Annotated in this window: 17 protein-coding genes and 1 riboswitch; of the genes, 8 read left to right on the top strand and 9 right to left on the bottom strand. The window is 64.7% G+C overall.

Annotated elements, in window-relative coordinates; genetic code table 11:
* Nucleotides 1-23: 23 nt before the first annotated feature.
* On the bottom strand, nucleotides 24-272 hold the full coding sequence (locus IC66_RS0114365) for a PilZ domain-containing protein (RefSeq protein ID WP_370092662.1): 249 nt from the start codon (nucleotides 270-272) through the stop codon (nucleotides 24-26).
* Nucleotides 273-448: 176 nt separating this feature from the next.
* Between IC66_RS0114365 and IC66_RS0114360 the strand changes: the two genes are divergently transcribed.
* Nucleotides 449-742 (top strand): HdeA family protein, encoded by a 294-nt coding sequence (locus tag IC66_RS0114360; RefSeq protein ID WP_026201704.1) that lies wholly within the window; start codon nucleotides 449-451, stop codon nucleotides 740-742.
* 133 nt (nucleotides 743-875) lie between these two features.
* Here IC66_RS0114360 and IC66_RS0114355 read toward each other — a convergent pair whose 3' ends face one another.
* Complete coding sequence (locus IC66_RS0114355) at nucleotides 876-1,340, bottom strand: PaaI family thioesterase (protein WP_028142810.1); 465 nt, start codon at nucleotides 1,338-1,340, stop codon at nucleotides 876-878.
* Between the two features lie 375 nt (nucleotides 1,341-1,715).
* On the opposite strand from IC66_RS0114355, the gene IC66_RS0114345 reads away from it, so the two are divergent.
* Together IC66_RS0114345 and IC66_RS0114340 are read left to right on the top strand one after the other, a co-directional pair.
* Entirely contained in the window at nucleotides 1,716-2,012 is a 297-nt protein-coding gene (locus tag IC66_RS0114345; RefSeq protein ID WP_018316631.1) for a hypothetical protein, read from the top strand.
* Nucleotides 2,013-2,139: 127 nt separating this feature from the next.
* Nucleotides 2,140-2,394, top strand: a complete 255-nt coding sequence (locus tag IC66_RS0114340) for a hypothetical protein (protein ID WP_038948079.1) — start codon at nucleotides 2,140-2,142, stop codon at nucleotides 2,392-2,394.
* 82 nt (nucleotides 2,395-2,476) lie between these two features.
* On the opposite strand, the gene IC66_RS0114335 is transcribed toward IC66_RS0114340, so the two are convergent.
* Nucleotides 2,477-2,710 (bottom strand): DUF6894 family protein, encoded by a 234-nt coding sequence (locus IC66_RS0114335; protein ID WP_028142812.1) that lies wholly within the window; start codon nucleotides 2,708-2,710, stop codon nucleotides 2,477-2,479.
* Between the two features lie 167 nt (nucleotides 2,711-2,877).
* On the bottom strand, nucleotides 2,878-3,075 hold the full coding sequence (locus IC66_RS0114325; protein ID WP_028142813.1) for a hypothetical protein: 198 nt from the start codon (nucleotides 3,073-3,075) through the stop codon (nucleotides 2,878-2,880).
* Between the two features lie 352 nt (nucleotides 3,076-3,427).
* Between IC66_RS0114325 and IC66_RS0114320 the strand changes: the two genes are divergently transcribed.
* Nucleotides 3,428-3,685, top strand: a complete 258-nt coding sequence (locus tag IC66_RS0114320) for a DUF2798 domain-containing protein (protein WP_028142814.1) — start codon at nucleotides 3,428-3,430, stop codon at nucleotides 3,683-3,685.
* 633 nt (nucleotides 3,686-4,318) lie between these two features.
* Here IC66_RS0114320 and IC66_RS47695 read toward each other — a convergent pair.
* The gene (locus IC66_RS47695; RefSeq protein WP_085971717.1) at nucleotides 4,319-4,486 is read right to left on the bottom strand and encodes a hypothetical protein; all 168 of its coding nucleotides are present in this window, start codon (nucleotides 4,484-4,486) and stop codon (nucleotides 4,319-4,321) included.
* 155 nt (nucleotides 4,487-4,641) lie between these two features.
* Nucleotides 4,642-4,842, bottom strand: coding sequence for a hypothetical protein (locus IC66_RS0114305; RefSeq protein ID WP_028142815.1), 201 nt, complete (start codon nucleotides 4,840-4,842; stop codon nucleotides 4,642-4,644).
* Between the two features lie 299 nt (nucleotides 4,843-5,141).
* Between IC66_RS0114305 and recA the strand changes: the two genes are divergently transcribed.
* Entirely contained in the window at nucleotides 5,142-6,230 is a 1,089-nt protein-coding gene (gene recA / locus IC66_RS0114300; RefSeq protein WP_028142816.1) for a recombinase RecA, read from the top strand.
* A 104-nt stretch (nucleotides 6,231-6,334) separates the two neighbouring features.
* Nucleotides 6,335-7,321 (top strand): hypothetical protein, encoded by a 987-nt coding sequence (locus tag IC66_RS0114295; protein ID WP_244429114.1) that lies wholly within the window; start codon nucleotides 6,335-6,337, stop codon nucleotides 7,319-7,321.
* A gap of 114 nt (nucleotides 7,322-7,435) precedes the next feature.
* Here the strand turns inward: IC66_RS0114295 and gcvP are convergent, their stop codons facing one another.
* The 3 genes from gcvP to gcvT are packed head-to-tail and all read right to left on the bottom strand — an operon-like array spanning nucleotide 7,436 to nucleotide 11,848.
* Entirely contained in the window at nucleotides 7,436-10,303 is a 2,868-nt protein-coding gene (gcvP, locus tag IC66_RS0114290) for an aminomethyl-transferring glycine dehydrogenase (RefSeq protein ID WP_038948078.1), read from the bottom strand.
* A 17-nt stretch (nucleotides 10,304-10,320) separates the two neighbouring features.
* Complete coding sequence (gcvH, locus tag IC66_RS0114285; RefSeq protein WP_038948077.1) at nucleotides 10,321-10,689, bottom strand: glycine cleavage system protein GcvH; 369 nt, start codon at nucleotides 10,687-10,689, stop codon at nucleotides 10,321-10,323.
* Nucleotides 10,690-10,699: 10 nt separating this feature from the next.
* Nucleotides 10,700-11,848 carry a glycine cleavage system aminomethyltransferase GcvT gene (gcvT, locus tag IC66_RS0114280; RefSeq protein ID WP_038948076.1) on the bottom strand — a complete coding sequence of 383 codons (1,149 nt, stop codon included), beginning with the start codon at nucleotides 11,846-11,848 and terminating at the stop codon, nucleotides 10,700-10,702.
* Between the two features lie 144 nt (nucleotides 11,849-11,992).
* Nucleotides 11,993-12,081, bottom strand: a riboswitch (glycine riboswitch).
* 233 nt (nucleotides 12,082-12,314) lie between these two features.
* Here gcvT and alaS point away from each other — a divergent pair.
* Nucleotides 12,315-14,996 carry an alanine--tRNA ligase gene (gene alaS / locus IC66_RS0114275; RefSeq protein WP_028142821.1) on the top strand — a complete coding sequence of 894 codons (2,682 nt, stop codon included), beginning with the start codon at nucleotides 12,315-12,317 and terminating at the stop codon, nucleotides 14,994-14,996.
* 4 nt (nucleotides 14,997-15,000) lie between these two features.
* A partial coding sequence (locus IC66_RS0114270; RefSeq protein WP_038948075.1) for an ion transporter occupies nucleotides 15,001-15,685 on the top strand: 685 nt, incomplete at its 3' end.

The raw sequence follows: 15,685 nt of genomic DNA, 5'->3' as shown, positions 1-15,685 counted from the left end.
AACGTTCGTTCACATCGCGCGCGCTATTGCACGAAGGCGAGGCCGACGCGCTTGTCACTGCGCCAAACTGTGCGACAATTCCGGACGAAATCGTCGCGCGCGATCGATAGCGTGAACGATTGCGGCAATGTGACGGGGGTGTCGAGGTCGATCGCCGCGCCGCCCGCTGACATGTTTCGCACAGTGCAGGGAATGCCGCTGCTTTCAAAGGTGATCGTTCCACCCTTGAAAACACGGTACCGCTGCGCTTCACGCTTCTCGATCATCCGCATTGGTCCATCATGTTGATTGTGAAGTAGTGCATAGAAATTACGTTGAACTAAACTCAATACTGGCGCTACTTGCACAGCGCTTCAGACTTCGTTTACGACGTTGACGCGGAGAGTCTCTCCGCCGACTTTCCTCACACGCTTTTCTTTTGTGGCGCTACGCGCCAATGGAGATACTGATGAAGACCACGCTTTCGATTTTGCTCGCCGCCGCGTTCTCGCTGTCGTCGATGCCCGCCCACGCCGTCAAGTGGGACCTCTCGACCATGAGCTGCAAGCAGTTCCTCGAGAGCGGCGAAGACAATATCCAGGTCGTGCTGACCTGGATGGACGGCTGGTACAAGGGCGACGAGGACAACGCGATCATCGACACCGACGTGTTCATCGAGAACGCCAAGAAGTTCGGTGCTTATTGCGGAAAGAATCCGACAGCCAGCATCGTCACCGCGGCCGACGAAGTGCTCGGAAAATAATCCCGGCAAGTCATGAAGCGTGCGGACCGAAGCGAGGATGCAATCGCGCTTCGGTCTCTTGCTTCGACACGATCGTGATGGAGAGCCGCGGTGCGCTTTACGCCCACGCGGCTCTCTTCTTTTGAGATGCTGCTCAGCCCGGCAGCATCGCGAACGCGCTCGATACCATCGCGACCGGCTTGTTGTCGGCGGCCGAGAGCAGCGTGACGCGGCCAAAGCTCATGGTGCGCCCGAGCCGCACCACGCGCGCGTCCGCCAGCACGTCCGACGAGGACACTGCGCGCATGAAATGCGTGGTTTGGTCGACCGTGGTCATCGGGCGGTAGCCGCGATTGGCAGCCAGGATCGCGATCACCATCGCGGTGTCGGCGAGCGCCATCAGGGCCTGGCCGCAGACCACGCCGCCGTTCCGGCACAGCCGCTCCGAGAACGGCATGCGCAGCAGCGCGCCCGGCTGCCAGTCCGGCGCATCCGCCGGCTGCACGTGCTCGAGGCGCTCGACGGCGAGATTGAGATCCTGGACCCAGGGCGCAAAAACCTCGCCGAGGATGCGTCTGGCGTCGGAGAGGCCGAATTCGGTGTCTGGCTGCATTTGCATTGCTGGCGCGCTCTCCTGTATTGCCGGATGTTTCGGCCCATTGTGCGCGCATCGGCGCGGCAAAGTCACCCGGTCTGGCGCCGGTCCCGTCGGCTTGAAAATGCCTGACTTGGCCCGATATGATGGCTTGCTCGGGGTATGGGTGGATGATGTTGCGTCGGTGTGTCCTCGTCTTTTGCATGGCCGCGCTCGGCCTGGCGCTGAGCGGCTGCACCAAATGCGGTCCGATCTGGGACGACTGGCTGCACGCGCCGAAATCGTGCAGATCGGATCGGCTCTAGCGGGCCCGGACGGCCTCGGCGGTCGCGACCGGCCGCGACAAGGATGACCAGGCACGGGCGATCCGTGCCTCCATGGATGATCAAGGAGTAGACGATGAAGCTTTTCCGTTTGGCCGCGGTGCTGGCCGTGCTGGCGGGACCTGCCTATGCGCAAATGCCCAATCTGAATTTGCTGCAGGACGCCCCGAGCAAGACCCCCGAGGAAAAGGCCGCGGAAGCCGAGCGTGACAAGGCCTACAAGGAAACGCTGAAGAAGATCCCGGATTCCAAGACCTCCAACGATCCCTGGGGCGGCATGCGCTCCGATCCGCCGAAGCAGCCGGCGGCGCCGAAGGCCTCGGCCGCAACCAGCGCGCCGAAGAAGTCCAAGAGCGGCACGGCCGCCAACTGACGAGCGGCACGGCCGCCAACTGACCCAGTTCCGTTCGGGAGGCGGTGCAACGCTTTTCGGACGGGACTCCTCTTCACCCGGCTCACGCCCTACATTGGGCTGAGCGTAGTGCGTAGAGGAGGAGGACATGGCCGACCGTCCGCGGGATCTCGCCGAGCGGATGGCGCACCGGCGCAAGATCGCCGGCAAGCCGGGCCAAGCGGTTCGGGACGGCTATCTGCGCGAGACCTTCACGCTGCCGCGCGCGGCGGCGCGGGAAAGGGCGCAGGCCTTCTTCGCCCGCTACCCCAAGGCCGGCTATATGAGCGTTGTCGAGAGCTGGCGCGAGCTGCCCGGCGGCGATATCGAATTCACCATGCGGCGGCTGCCCAGCGCGGACTAGAGCATGATCCGGAAAAGTGCTCAGCGGTTTTCCGAAAAGATCATGCTCAAACAACAATCTAAAGCTTGATCCGGAGAGCTTGCTAGTCGAGGGTTTCGGCAACGATGCGGATCCGGAACACGGGCTCCTTGGTCTCGTCCAGCAGCTCCATGTGCCATTCGGAATTTTCCTGGAGCTTGCGGGCAATGCCTGCGGTCATGTCGGCGCAGACATTGGTCATCTCTTTCCAGGCCGAATTGCGATCGGCAAATTCCGTCGCCTGATCGGCGCAGCCGGAGTAACTTCCATTCCGGATCCGAAAGAAATACAACGGCATAGCTGGCACCGATCGCGCGCGTGATGGCCTCGCCCCCAAGGCCATGGGCGCGCGCAGTCCAATCCCAAACGACCGTCAGATCAATTCCGGGCGGCTACGGATGATGTTCCGCCGCAACCGCCAGCCGTGGTGCAGCGGGCGCAGAAGGCGCCATCCGATGCCGACTTTCATCCGGCCGGTTCACGCCGCCCGGCCGATCGCTTCAGCTCACGGTCGATACGCAGCTGCACGCGCCGGATCGCCAACAGGTCGATTTTCGTCTCGGTCTTGCCGGTCTTGACCTGCTCGCCAATGCGGAACTGCCACTGCCAGATTCCGGGAATCGCCGTCTTGGCGACGGTGAACTCGATGCCCCTGTGATTCATGGCGACCTCCCACGATTCACTCTCCATGACTGCAAACATGTTCGGCGTGCCAATATTCCGGAGACAAGCAAATTTTGTCGGTAAGCCCTAGATAGTTCGGGGGTATCTCGAAAGCGCGCCTGCCCCGAAACAGGCGAAGCCGGCTCTCGAAAGACGCCGGTCCGTGAGACAGTGAGGCTGTCGCATACCCGTGGTTCTCCGACCATGAACAAAGTTCCTGGGCTGCACCCGGCTGCGTCGGTACGCCGATCGGACGGGCCGCGGGGGCCCGCCGAGGGGGTTACCGATTTCCCTGCAAGCGGCGGCATATGCCTTGCTTGGTCTGGCGATGGCAAAAACAGCAAGGGCCGTCATGCTGGGCATTCCCCGCCGCTACAGTCATTTCGTCTTCGGCATCATCCAGTCCGGGCTGACCTCGCTGATCGCGGCGGGGATCGCCAGCTTGCCCGCAGGCAGCGCGATGAGCTTCGTCGGGCACTGGATGGTGTCGTGGCTGATCGCATGGGCCGCGATGTTGCCGATCGTGCTGCTGGCTGCGCCCGCGATCCGCGCCTTCTCGCTGCTCCTGACGCAGGAGGAGCGGGACCCGCGAACCGCCCGGCAGGCATGAAAAAGCCCCGCCTGGGGAGAGCCAGACGGGGCAAAAAGTTATTGGAGGCTGAGGTGCTGGGCTGCAACACCATAGCGGCATCATCCTAGCCGGCTCCGCTTACGGCAGCCTGACAGGCGTCAGATTTCCGGACTCAACGCCGAGGCCGCAGACTGGCCCCGCACCGGTCCCAATTTCGACATCCGTTCGCACAACTGCGGACACACCGGTCGGCAAGATTCCACAGCGTTCGGCGCAGCCATGGGGGAAACGTGGCACGCCGACCACGGGGTGGCATCATGGATAACGTAGAGCGGTCATTCGCCGCCGCGACAGCGGCTGGCTTCGTGGTGCTGGTGATCGGCCTCGTGCTGCTGGCGCTGCTTTAAGGACAGGCACGCGAGCGGCAGCCTTTCCCTGGATGAACGGGGTACAGGGCATGCCGCAAAATTGGAAAACAACCCCATGCACAGTAGGCTGCATGGAAGTTCCGTTGTGCTTTCAATGGCTTAAACTTGGTGTTTGGATGCCGTCAACGCGCTTGCGGTGATAGGGCGACCGCCTCCCGCCGCCACCTCCTGCAAGGTCATCAAAAGGGCCGCCGCCAGCCGTATCGCCGGCGCTCTTGTCAGCTTCGGAAGCCCCCGGTTGGGTCTAGTGGATCTTGATTTCATTCAGGGGAAGGTGGAGCTCGGCGGCGCGCTCTTGGCGGTCCTTCTTGCGGAATTCGTTTTCCTGGCGCTCGAACTTCATCAGCTCCTCATGCGCCGCCTCCAGCAGGGGATTGCGCCTGATCGTATCGCGGTTCGTGGTGTCCGTCATGACTGAGGTCCCCAGAGTTGCGGTCCCATCCTGGAGAAGGCCCGAGACCGCGAAAAGGTTCGGTGCCGCAGGATTGCGGAATTCTGACGGCGGCCGGCGGCTGCGTCTTTGATGAGCGTCAGCTTCGGCCGGGGAATGACGTTGCGACAGCCCTGCTATTTCGGCGGTTGCAGCCCGGGGGATATGACCCAGTCGTGCAGATGATTGGCGACATCGGCCTGGCGGGCCTTCTTGAGCAGGGCGTCCCGCTCGGGCCCGGGCGGAAGCCTGGCGGCCTCTTCCTGGACCTGCTTCACCCATGCGGAGAGCCGGTCTTGAAGGGTCAACTGCTGCTTGAAACGTCGCCGCTTGAGCATGGCGCGCTCCTTTTCATGCGATGAAGGCGGGAGCGCAATCGGCGTTCTCGTCACCGATAGTGGCCACGGTTGGGGCGGTGATGGCCCATTGAGGACCATTAACGGGAGCCGCGTCTGTCCAGTTGTGTGCACAACGCGAATGGGGAGGGGGACGTGGCGATGCTCACGGACAAAGCCTCAAATCCGCAAAAGAACATATTGCGAACCTAGAACAAATAGGGTACGTTGCTTTTATCGACGAGCCGCCTCGCCAATCGTTTGTCCCTCACGCGAATCCTCGCCATAAGGAGCACGACCCAATGTCCGCCACTGCCCTGCGTATCGTCGAAGGATCTTCCATGGACAAGAGTAAAGCTCTGGCCGCCGCGCTCTCTCAGATCGAGCGCCAGTTCGGCAAGGGCTCGGTGATGAAGCTCGGCAAGAACGACCGGTCCATGGACATCGAGGCGGTGTCGTCAGGCTCGCTCGGGCTCGATATCGCGCTCGGCATCGGCGGCCTGCCGAAGGGGCGCATCGTCGAGATCTACGGGCCGGAATCCTCAGGAAAAACCACGCTGGCGCTGCATACGGTGGCCGAAGCGCAGAAGAAGGGCGGCATCTGCGCCTTCATCGACGCCGAGCACGCGCTCGACCCGGTCTATGCGAGGAAGCTGGGCGTCAACATCGACGAGCTCCTGATCTCGCAGCCCGACACCGGTGAGCAGGCGCTGGAGATCTGCGACACGCTGGTGCGGTCGGGTGCGGTGGACGTGCTGGTGATCGATTCGGTCGCGGCGCTGGTGCCGAAGGCCGAGCTCGAGGGCGAGATGGGCGATGCGCTGCCGGGTCTGCAGGCCCGCCTGATGAGCCAGGCGCTGCGCAAGCTGACGGCCTCCATCAACAAGTCCAACACCATGGTGATCTTCATCAACCAGATCCGCATGAAGATCGGTGTGATGTACGGCTCGCCGGAAACCACCACCGGCGGCAACGCGCTGAAGTTCTATGCCTCGGTCCGCCTCGACATCCGCCGCATCGGCGCGATCAAGGAGCGCGACGAAGTTGTCGGCAACACCACGCGCGTCAAGGTCGTCAAGAACAAGCTGGCGCCGCCCTTCAAGCAGGTCGAGTTCGACATCATGTACGGCGAGGGCGTCTCCAAGATGGGGGAGATCCTCGATCTCGGCGTCAAGGCCGGCATCGTCGAGAAGTCAGGCGCCTGGTTCTCCTATGACAGCCAGCGTCTCGGCCAGGGCCGCGAGAACTCGAAAGCGTTCCTGAAGGCCAACCCCGACATCACCGCCAAGATCGAGACCTCGATCCGCCAGAACTCCGGCCTGATCGCCGAGCAAATTCTCGCCGGCACGCCGGAGCGCGACGCCGACGGCGAGGAGCCGGCGGACGAGTAAGACCTAACGCGAAAGTTTTTCGCGAGGAGCGGGCGCTGAAGACGTTGAGTTGCCGACGTCGTCAGTGCCCGTTTCGTTTTGCGTAAGGGTGAGGTGCGCCGACGATGAAGCGTGTGATCCTGACCAGTTCGGCGGGCGTCGGTCTTGCCCTCGCCGATCGCGCCGACATGGTCATCCCGTTCATCTATCGCTTCGTTTCGGGGCCACTTCCGACGGCTGACCACCTCATCCGCTATCTCGGCTGGCGGGAGTCCAGGACGTGGGTCGACCAAATGCACTGGTCGGATTGCGTCCCCGTGCGTCAGTCGCCCCTCATCAGGCGCCAGGATCGAGCCGGTGCCCTGCTCTGGGTCTGCAAGAATTACGGGGTCGATCTCATTGAACTGTGGTTCGACCCCGAACCCAACAGTCAATTGCAGCTGATCTGGATCCTCAATTACCTGCGTTTCGAGCCGTCACTTACTGAGAGTCTGAGACTACGACTCGTCGATTTCGATCTGCGCGGAGCAGATCCCTCAGAGCTTCGCCATCGTGACGTGAAGCAGTTCGATATCGCGGAAAGCGATCTTGAAAGCGCGACCCTCGCGTGGGAGGCCTATCGCGCGCCGACGCCCGAGCTCTGCGTTGGGCTGCTCGATAGGCCGCTCGGCAAGCTGTCTTTCCTGAAACCGGCCATGGAAGACCTGCTCTCAGAACTGCCGTCGCCGGGGCGACCGAGACGCGGCTTCTCGAACTCATGGCAAGCGGACGCAGTCGCACCGATGAGCTGTTTCGGTCAGGCACCTCTGAGGCTCGTGTGTTCGATCCGTGGGAGTTGGGCGCGCTGCTCGAAGGGCTCGCATTCGGCCCTGCGCCAGCGGTTGCGGGTCTGGACGGCAAGCTGGCGACACTCGATCCGGACAACGCGCGGTCGCAACGCCGCCTTTCGCCGGAGCCGGCTGTCGCTGACGGAGTTTGGCAAAGCGGTTCTGGATGGTTGGGAGGATTTTCGCCGTCACAATCCGATTCGGCGCTGGTGGGGCGGTGCGTTGCTGACCAATGAGCAGCTCTGGCGGTGGGAGGCGGAGAGTCGCTCGTTGATCGCGCCTTAGGTCAGGAGCCGTAGGGTGGGCAAAGGCGCGTAAGCGCCGTGCCCACGATCTTTCACATCATGCAGGCGGTGGGCACGCTTCGCTTTGCCCACCCTACGAGACCTCCGTCGCGTCTTACTCTGCCGCCTCCGCGTAATCGCTCACCGGCGGGCAGGAGCACACCAGGTTGCGGTCGCCATAGACGTTGTCGACGCGCCCCACCGGGCTCCAGTATTTGTCGGTGCGCGAGGTGCCCGCGGGGAAGCAGCCCTCGCTGCGGGTATAGGCGCGCTTCCAATCATCATCGGCGATGTCGTGCACGGTGTGCGGAGCATGGCGCAGCGGTGACGCCTCGATCTTGAAGCGGCCGGCCTCGACTTCGGCGATTTCTTTCCGGATCGCGATCATGGCATCACAAAAACGATCCAGCTCGGCCTGGGATTCCGATTCGGTCGGCTCGATCATCAGCGTGCCCGGCACCGGGAAGCTCATGGTCGGCGCGTGGAAGCCGTAGTCGATCAGGCGCTTGGCGATGTCGTCGACAGTGACGCCGCTCGTATTCTTCAGCGGACGGGGATCGACGATGCACTCATGCGCGACGCGGCCCTTCGCATTCTTGTAGAGCACCGGGAAGTGGGGATCGAGCCGCGCTGCGATGTAGTTGGCGTTGAGGATCGCGATCTCGGTGGCGCGCTTCAGGCCTTCACCGCCCATCATCAGGATGTAGATGTAGGAGATGGTGAGGATCGAGGCCGAACCGAACGGCGCGGCCGAGACCGGGCCGACCGGTGCGTCGCCTTGGGTCGCCGGATGACCCGGCAGGAACGGCGCCAGATGCGCCTTCACGCCGATCGGGCCCATGCCGGGGCCGCCGCCGCCATGCGGGATGCAGAAGGTCTTGTGCAGATTGAGATGGCTGACATCGGCGCCGTAATCGCCGGGCCTGCTAAGGCCGACCTGCGCGTTGAGGTTGGCGCCGTCCAGATACACCTGGCCGCCATGGCCGTGCACGATGTCGCAGATCTCGCGGATGTGCTCCTCGAACACGCCGTGCGTCGAGGGATAGGTGATCATGACCGCAGCGAGATCATTGGAATGCTTCTCGGCCTTTGCGCGGAGATCATTGACGTCGACGTCGCCGTTCTTCTCGCAGGCGACCACCACCACGTCCATGCCGACCATCGCGGCCGAGGCCGGATTGGTGCCGTGGGCGGAGGAGGGGATCAGGCAGATCTTGCGATGGCTTTCGCCGCGCGCGGCATGGTAGCCACGAATGGCAAGAAGTCCCGCATATTCGCCCTGCGCGCCCGAATTCGGCTGCAGCGAGATGGCGTCATAGCCGGTGATGTCGCACAGCCATTTTTCCAGCCGCGCGAACAGCGCATGATAGCCGGCCGCCTGCTCGCGCGGGACGAACGGATGCAGCGAGCCGAACTCCGGCCAGGTCAGGGGCATCATCTCGGTGGTCGCGTTCAGCTTCATGGTGCAGGATCCCAGCGGGATCATCGCACGATCGAGCGCGAGGTCGCGGTCACTGAGCTTGCGCATGTAGCGCAGCATCTCGGTCTCCGAGCGATGCGCGTGGAAGACGGGATGGGTGAGGAATGAGGTCGCGCGCTTCAGCGCCTCCGGCAGCGCCTCGCGCGTGGTCGCCTCTAACTCGGCATAGGCCAGCTTGCCGCCGAAGGCGCGCCAGACCGCTTCGACCGTCGCGGGCGTCGTGGTCTCGTCGAGCGCGATGCGCAAGCTGGTGGCGCCGACGCCGAGATTGATCTTCTCGGCCGCCGCGCGCGCGACGATCTCGGCGCGCTTGGCGCCGGCATCGACGCTGATCGTGTCGAAGAAGTTTTCGCTATCAGGCGCGAAGCCGAGCTTGCGCAAGCCGCTCGCGAGCACGGCGGCGCGGCGATGCACATTGCGGGCGATCTGCGTCAGCCCTTCGGGGCCATGATAGACCGCGTACATCGAGGCGATCACGGCCAGCAGCACCTGCGCGGTGCAGATGTTCGAGGTCGCCTTCTCGCGGCGGATGTGCTGCTCGCGGGTCTGCAACGCGAGGCGATAGGCCGGCATCCCGCGGGAATCCACGGAGAGGCCGACGATGCGGCCGGGCAGCGAGCGCTTCAGCGCATCGCGCACCGCCATATAGGCCGCGTGCGGTCCGCCATAACCCATCGGCACGCCAAAACGCTGCGCCGAGCCGATCGCGATGTCGGCGCCGAGCTCGCCGGGCGAGGCGAGCAGCGTCAGGGCCAGCAGGTCGGCGGCCACGATCGCGAGCGCGCCCTTGGCCTTCAATGTTGCGATCGCGGGCCGGAGGTCGCGCACCGCGCCTGAAGAGCCCGGATATTGCAGCAGCGCGCCGAGCACGTCGGCCTTGTCGAGATCGGTGAGGGGATCGCCGACGATCAGGGTCCAGCCCAGCGGCTCGGCGCGGGTGCGCATCACAGCGAGCGTCTGCGGATGCACGTCCTTGTCGACGAAGAAGGCTTGCGCCTTCACCTGCGAGTGCCGCTCCGCGAGCGCCATCGCTTCGGCCGCGGCGGTGGCCTCGTCGAGCAGCGAGGCGTTGGCGACGTCGAGCCCGGTGAGGTCGCAGATCATGGTCTGGAAGTTGAGCAGCGCCTCCAGCCGGCCCTGGCTGATCTCGGGCTGGTAGGGCGTGTACGCCGTGTACCAGGCCGGGTTCTCCAGGATGTTGCGCTGGATCACCGCGGGCAAAATCGTGCCGGAATAGCCTTGGCCGATCAGCGAGGTGAAGACCTGGTTTTGGGCTGCGAGCTCGCCCATATGCGCGATCGCCTCGGTCTCGCTGAGCGGCTTGCCGAGATCGAGCGGGGCGGCCTGCCGGATCAAAGCCGGCAGCGTCTCCGCCATCAGGGCGTCGACGCTCTTGGCGCTGACGGTTTCGAGCATGGCGGTGACATCGCGCGCCGACGGGCCGATATGGCGGCGAACGAAGCTGGCGGCGGTGTCGCCGTTGGTCTTGCGGTGCGCGGTCATCGCTTGCTCCATCGTCCTTAAGCCGTGTGCGCCTTGTAGGCGGCTTCATCCATCAGGCCGCCGAGCTCGCTTCTGTCGGCCATCTTGATCTTGAAGAACCACGCCTTGCCTTGCGCGTCCGAGTTCACCAGCGCCGGCTCGGCTGCGAGCTCGGCGTTGGTCTCGAGCACTTCGCCTGTCACGGGTGCGTACACATCCGAGGCCGCCTTGACGGACTCAACCACGGCGGCGGCTTCCGCCTTCTTCAGCGCGCGGCCGACCTTGGGCAGTTCGACGAACACGACGTCGCCGAGCTGCTGCTGGGCGTAATCGGTGATGCCGACGGTGGCGACGTCGCCCTCGATGGCGAGCCATTCATGGTCGGAGGTGTACAGCGTCGTGGTCATTCTCGAATCCTCAGCGTTTGTAGGTGTTCTTGACGAAGGGCATGGCCGCGACAGCGACCGGCAGACGCTGGCCGCGCACCTCGGCGAAGAGTTGTGTGCCGAGCGCGCTCGATGCGGTGGGCACATAGCCCATCGCGACCGGCGCATTCAGGCTTGGGCCGAAACCGCCCGATGTGACTTGTCCGATCGGCTCGCCGCCCGCGCTGTCAGCAAACAGCAGCGCGCCCTCGCGCACCGGCGCGCGTCCCTGGGCGAGCAGGCCGACGCGGCGGCGGGCCGCGCCGTTGTCGACATGGGCGAGGATTTTTTCGGCACCGGGAAAGCCGCCGGCGCGCGCGCCGCCGCTGCGGCGGCTCTTCTGCACCGACCATTCCAGCGCGGCCTCGACCGGCGTGGTCGCGGTGTCGATGTCGTGGCCGTAGAGGCAGAGCCCGGCTTCCAGCCGCAGACTGTCGCGGGCGCCCAGGCCGATCGGCAGCACGTCGGGGTTTTCGAGCAGCGCTTTGGCGAGACGTTCGGCATCGGCCGCGGGAACCGAAATTTCAAAACCGTCCTCGCCGGTGTAGCCGGAGCGTGAGACGAAACAGTCGAGGCCGGCAACCTTGCGGGGGCCGGAATCCATGAACTTCATGGCGGGCGCCTCTGCACACAATTTCGCCAGCGCCGCCTCGGCCCTCGGCCCCTGCAGCGCGATCAGCGCACGGTCTGTGAGGGAATCGATGCCGCAGTCACCCGAGAGATTCGCGCGCAGATGCGTCTCGTCGGCTTCCTTGCAGGCGGCGTTGACGACCAGGAAGAGGTGATCACCGAAATTGGCGACCATCAGGTCGTCCAGAATTCCGCCACCGGCGTTGGTGAACTGGGCGTAGCGTTGCCGTCCCGGCGCAATCGCCACGATATCCTGCGGCACCAGCCGTTCCAGTGCGCGGGCGGCGTCCTCGACCCTGCCGGATTTCGGCCTGAGCGCGATCTGGCCCATATGGGAGACGTCGAACAGGCCGGCTGCGTTGCGGGTATGGAGGTGCTCCTTCAGGACGCCCGCGGGGTATTGCACGGGCATGTCATAGCCCGCGAACGGCACCATCTTGCCGCCCAGGGAGACATGAAGCCCATGAAGGGGCGTACGTTTCAGGGAATCTTGGTCGTCGCGCGCTAGCATCACAGGGGCCCTCGGCGGTTCCCCCGGGACGATTCCCTGAGGACACCAGTCGAAGCCCCATCTGTCGCTGTGCCTGAGAGTATTATCCCGTCGGCGGGAGCCATCCGGGTCTAAACCCGTCGGCGCCTCTTTCCAGATGCTGTCAAAGCCACGCGGTCCTTTTGCCTGAGAGTTTCCGGGGCGGTTGCTCCTTCGGCGCCGGCACCAAAGCCGGTCTCTCCCGACGTGGCCGTACGATACAGATGGGTACAGACCACAGGGCGGCCAAGCCTGTCAACGCGTCCGCTTGCCCTATCAACGGGATTGCAAAGGGGATTGAGCGCCTGCGGCAACCCTCTGATCTCCTTGCACAGTTTCTGGACAGCGAAGCTGGCCTTGTCTAAAAGCGCTGTGGCCCGCAGATATCAGCCTAAATGTCAGGTTTGGATGGCCTATAGCGGGTCCAAGCACACCCGATTGGATGAACATGAGCGGCGTCAACGAGATCAGGTCGACCTTTCTGAACTTCTTTGCCGAGAACGGCCACGAGATCGTGTCGTCCTCGCCATTGGTGCCGCGCAACGATCCGACGTTGATGTTCACCAATGCCGGCATGGTGCAGTTCAAGAACGTCTTCACCGGCGTCGAGAAGCGGCCCTATCAGCGCGCCACCACGTCGCAGAAATGCGTGCGCGCCGGCGGCAAGCACAACGACCTCGACAATGTCGGCTACACCGCGCGCCATCTCACCTTCTTCGAGATGCTCGGCAACTTCTCCTTCGGCGACTATTTCAAGGAGCGCGCGATCGAGCTCGCCTGGAAGCTGATCACGAAGGACTTCGGGCTCAACAAGGACAAGCTGCTCGTCACCGTCTACCACACCGACGACGAAGCGCACGGGCTCTGGAAGAAGATCGCGGGCTTCTCCGACGACCGCATCATCCGCATTCCGACCTCGGACAATTTCTGGGCGATGGGCGACACCGGCCCGTGCGGCCCGTGCTCGGAGATCTTCATCGACCGCGGTGATCACATCTGGGGCGGACCTCCGGGCTCGCCGGAAGAGGATGGCGACCGCTTCCTCGAATTCTGGAATCTCGTGTTCATGCAGTACGAGCAGGTGACGAAGGAGGAGCGCGTGGATCTGCCGCGTCCCTCGATCGACACCGGCATGGGCCTCGAGCGCATGGCCTGCATCATGCAGGGGGTCGACAGCGTGTTCGAGACCGACCTGTTCCGTCATTTGATCGATGCGACCTCGTCCGCGCTCGGGAGCGGGCCGAATGAGCAGACCGTGGCCTCGTTCCGCGTCATTGCCGACCATTTGCGCTCCTCGGCGTTCCTGGTTGCGGACGGCGTGCTGCCCTCGAACGAGGGCCGCGGCTACGTGCTGCGCCGGATCATGCGCCGCGCGATGCGCCATGCGCAGTTGCTCGGTGCCAAGGAGCCGCTGATGCATCGTCTGGTCTGGGCGCTGGTCCGCGAGATGGGCCAGGCCTACCCCGACCTGATGCGCGCGGAAAACCTGATCGAGGAAACGCTGCGGCTGGAAGAGACCCGGTTCCGCAAGACGCTGTCGCGGGGCCTCGCCATCCTCGACGAGAAGAGCGCGTCCTTGAAAAAGGGCGACATGTTCGATGGCGACGTCGCCTTCACGCTGTACGACACCTACGGCTTCCCGCTCGACCTGACGCAGGACGCGCTGAAGTCGCGCGGCATCGGCGTCGACCAGGCTTCCTTCTCCGATGCGATGGAGCGCCAGAAGGCCAAGGCGCGCGAGTCCTGGAAGGGTTCCGGCGAGGCGGCTTCCGAAGCGATCTGGTTCCCCCTGCGCGAAAAGCTCGGCGCTACCGAATTCCTGGGCTACGAGACCGAGAGCGCTGAAGGCGTGGTCTCTGCGCTGGTGAAGGACGGTGCAGAGGTCGCCAGCCTGAAGGCCGGCGACACCGGTGCGATCGTGCTGAACCAGACGCCGTTCTACGCGGAGTCCGGCGGCCAGGTCGGCGACACCGGCGTGCTCACGGGCGAGGGCGGCATCAAGTTCCGCGTCACCGACACGCAGAAGAAGCTCGGCGATTTCTTCGTGCATGTCGGCACGGTGGAGAGCGGGGAGCTCAAGCTCGGCACCGCGCTGCAGCTCGAGGTCGATCATTCCAGGCGCTCGTCGATCCGGGCGCATCATTCGGCGACGCATCTCATCCACGAGGCGCTGCGCCAGGTGCTGGGCGACCACATCGCCCAGCGCGGCTCGATGGTTGCGCCAGATCGCCTGCGCTTCGACTTCGTGCATCCGAAGCCGATCTCGGCGGAGGAGCTGGCCCGGGTCGAGGACATCGCCAATGACGTGGTGCTGGAGAACGACGAGGTCACCACGCGTGTAATGGGCGTGGATGAGGCCCGCGAAGCCGGCGCACGCGCCCTGTTCGGCGAGAAATACGGCGATGAAGTCCGCGTCGTCTCGATGGGCCGGACCGCGCGCGAGCGCGGCGCCAACGCGCTCGGCTGGTCGGTCGAGCTCTGCGGCGGCACGCATGTGCGACGCACCGGCGATATCGGCCTGATCACGCTCACCGGCGAGAGCGCGGTCGCCTCCGGCGTGCGCCGCATCGAGGCGCTGACCGGCAATTATGCGCGCAGGCACGCCAACGAGACCATGGCGCTGGCCAAGACCGCGGCGAACGAGCTGCGCACCTCGCTCGACGACGTCCCGGCGCGCATCACCGCGCTGATGGAGGAGCGCAAGAAGCTCGAGCGCGAGCTTTCCGACGCCCGCAAGAAGCTGGCGATGGGCGGCGGCGCTTCGGCCGGCAGCAATGGCGCAGCCAGCGGCGTGCGCGAGGTCGGCAACGTCAAGCTGATGGCGCGCGCGGTCGAGGGCATCGAGATGAAGGATCTCAAGAGCCTCGCCGACGACGGCAAGAAGCAGATCGGCTCCGGCGTGGTCGCCATCGTCGGCGTCACCGAGGACGGCAAGGCCGGCATCGTGGTCGGCGTCACCGCGGACCTCACCGCGCGCTTCAACGCGGTGAACCTCGTGCGTGTCGCCTCCGAGGCGCTCGGCGGCAAGGGCGGCGGTGGCCGGCCCGACATGGCCCAGGCCGGCGGACCTGACGGAGCCAAGGCGTCCGAGGCGCTGAGCGCGATCGAAAAAGCGATGGCGGGCGCGTGAGGCCGTGCGCCCCGTTCCGCGAGGACGTGGCTCAGCCGATCCGAATTTGAGGGATCGCCTGTACGAATTGCTGGAGCACGATCCGCTGGCCTATTCAGCCGGGTCGCGCTTCATCCAGGTCATCATCGGCGTCATCGTGCTCAATGTGGCCGCGATGATCCTCGCCTCGGTGCCGGAGCTGGACGCGCAGTTCGGCGTCGTGTTCTCCGCGATCACCATTCTGTCGGTGTTCGTGTTCGCGCTGGAATATGCCGCGCGGCTGTGGACGGTGGCGGGCCACACCCAGCGCAAGGGCTCCGCGCTGTCCGACCGGCTCGGCTATGCCTTCTCCGCGCTCGGCATCATCGACCTCATGGCGTTCCTGCCCGCTTCCATCGTGCTCGCCACCGGCCGGCACGCGACGCTGGCGGCGCTCGGCGTGCTGCCGTTCTTCAAGCTGATCCGCTATTCGCCGGCGATGCGCTCGCTGCTCGCCGCCGTGCATGCCGAGCGTCGCGCGCTGATCGGCTGCATCGTCATCCTGATCGGCGCGGTCCTGACGTTCGCCTCGCTGCTCTACGCCATCGAGCGCGACGTGCAGCCGGACAAGCTCGGCACTATCCCGCAGGCGATGTGGTGGGCGATCGTGACGCTCGGCACCGTCGGCTATGGCGACGTCGTGCCGGTGACGCCGCTCGGCAAGCTGGTCT

The sequence above is a fragment of the Bradyrhizobium genomosp. III genome (assembly GCF_000261705.1).
GTDB classification, from domain to species: Bacteria; Pseudomonadota; Alphaproteobacteria; order Rhizobiales; family Xanthobacteraceae; genus Bradyrhizobium; species Bradyrhizobium ottawaense.
Note: the sequence above shows the minus strand (reverse complement) of the source record. Positions and strands in the feature narration are given on the sequence as shown.

Excerpts from the sequence above, each read along its gene's own strand:
- IC66_RS0114295 (WP_244429114.1), top strand. The coding sequence starts at position 6,335 with ATGAAGCGTGTGATCCTGACCAGTTCGGCGGGCGTCGGTCTTGCCCTC.
- IC66_RS0114355 (WP_028142810.1), bottom strand. The coding sequence starts at position 1,340 with ATGCAAATGCAGCCAGACACCGAATTCGGCCTCTCCGACGCCAGACGC.
- IC66_RS0114340 (WP_038948079.1), top strand. The coding sequence starts at position 2,140 with ATGGCCGACCGTCCGCGGGATCTCGCCGAGCGGATGGCGCACCGGCGC.
- recA (WP_028142816.1), top strand. The coding sequence starts at position 5,142 with ATGTCCGCCACTGCCCTGCGTATCGTCGAAGGATCTTCCATGGACAAG.
- IC66_RS0114335 (WP_028142812.1), bottom strand. The coding sequence starts at position 2,710 with ATGCCGTTGTATTTCTTTCGGATCCGGAATGGAAGTTACTCCGGCTGC.
- gcvP (WP_038948078.1), bottom strand. The coding sequence starts at position 10,303 with ATGACCGCGCACCGCAAGACCAACGGCGACACCGCCGCCAGCTTCGTT.
- gcvH (WP_038948077.1), bottom strand. The coding sequence starts at position 10,689 with ATGACCACGACGCTGTACACCTCCGACCATGAATGGCTCGCCATCGAG.
- IC66_RS0114320 (WP_028142814.1), top strand. The coding sequence starts at position 3,428 with ATGCTGGGCATTCCCCGCCGCTACAGTCATTTCGTCTTCGGCATCATC.
- IC66_RS0114360 (WP_026201704.1), top strand. The coding sequence starts at position 449 with ATGAAGACCACGCTTTCGATTTTGCTCGCCGCCGCGTTCTCGCTGTCG.
- IC66_RS0114345 (WP_018316631.1), top strand. The coding sequence starts at position 1,716 with ATGAAGCTTTTCCGTTTGGCCGCGGTGCTGGCCGTGCTGGCGGGACCT.
- IC66_RS0114365 (WP_370092662.1), bottom strand. The coding sequence starts at position 272 with ATGCGGATGATCGAGAAGCGTGAAGCGCAGCGGTACCGTGTTTTCAAG.
- IC66_RS0114325 (WP_028142813.1), bottom strand. The coding sequence starts at position 3,075 with ATGAATCACAGGGGCATCGAGTTCACCGTCGCCAAGACGGCGATTCCC.
- IC66_RS47695 (WP_085971717.1), bottom strand. The coding sequence starts at position 4,486 with ATGACGGACACCACGAACCGCGATACGATCAGGCGCAATCCCCTGCTG.
- gcvT (WP_038948076.1), bottom strand. The coding sequence starts at position 11,848 with ATGCTAGCGCGCGACGACCAAGATTCCCTGAAACGTACGCCCCTTCAT.
- IC66_RS0114305 (WP_028142815.1), bottom strand. The coding sequence starts at position 4,842 with ATGCTCAAGCGGCGACGTTTCAAGCAGCAGTTGACCCTTCAAGACCGG.
- alaS (WP_028142821.1), top strand. The coding sequence starts at position 12,315 with ATGAGCGGCGTCAACGAGATCAGGTCGACCTTTCTGAACTTCTTTGCC.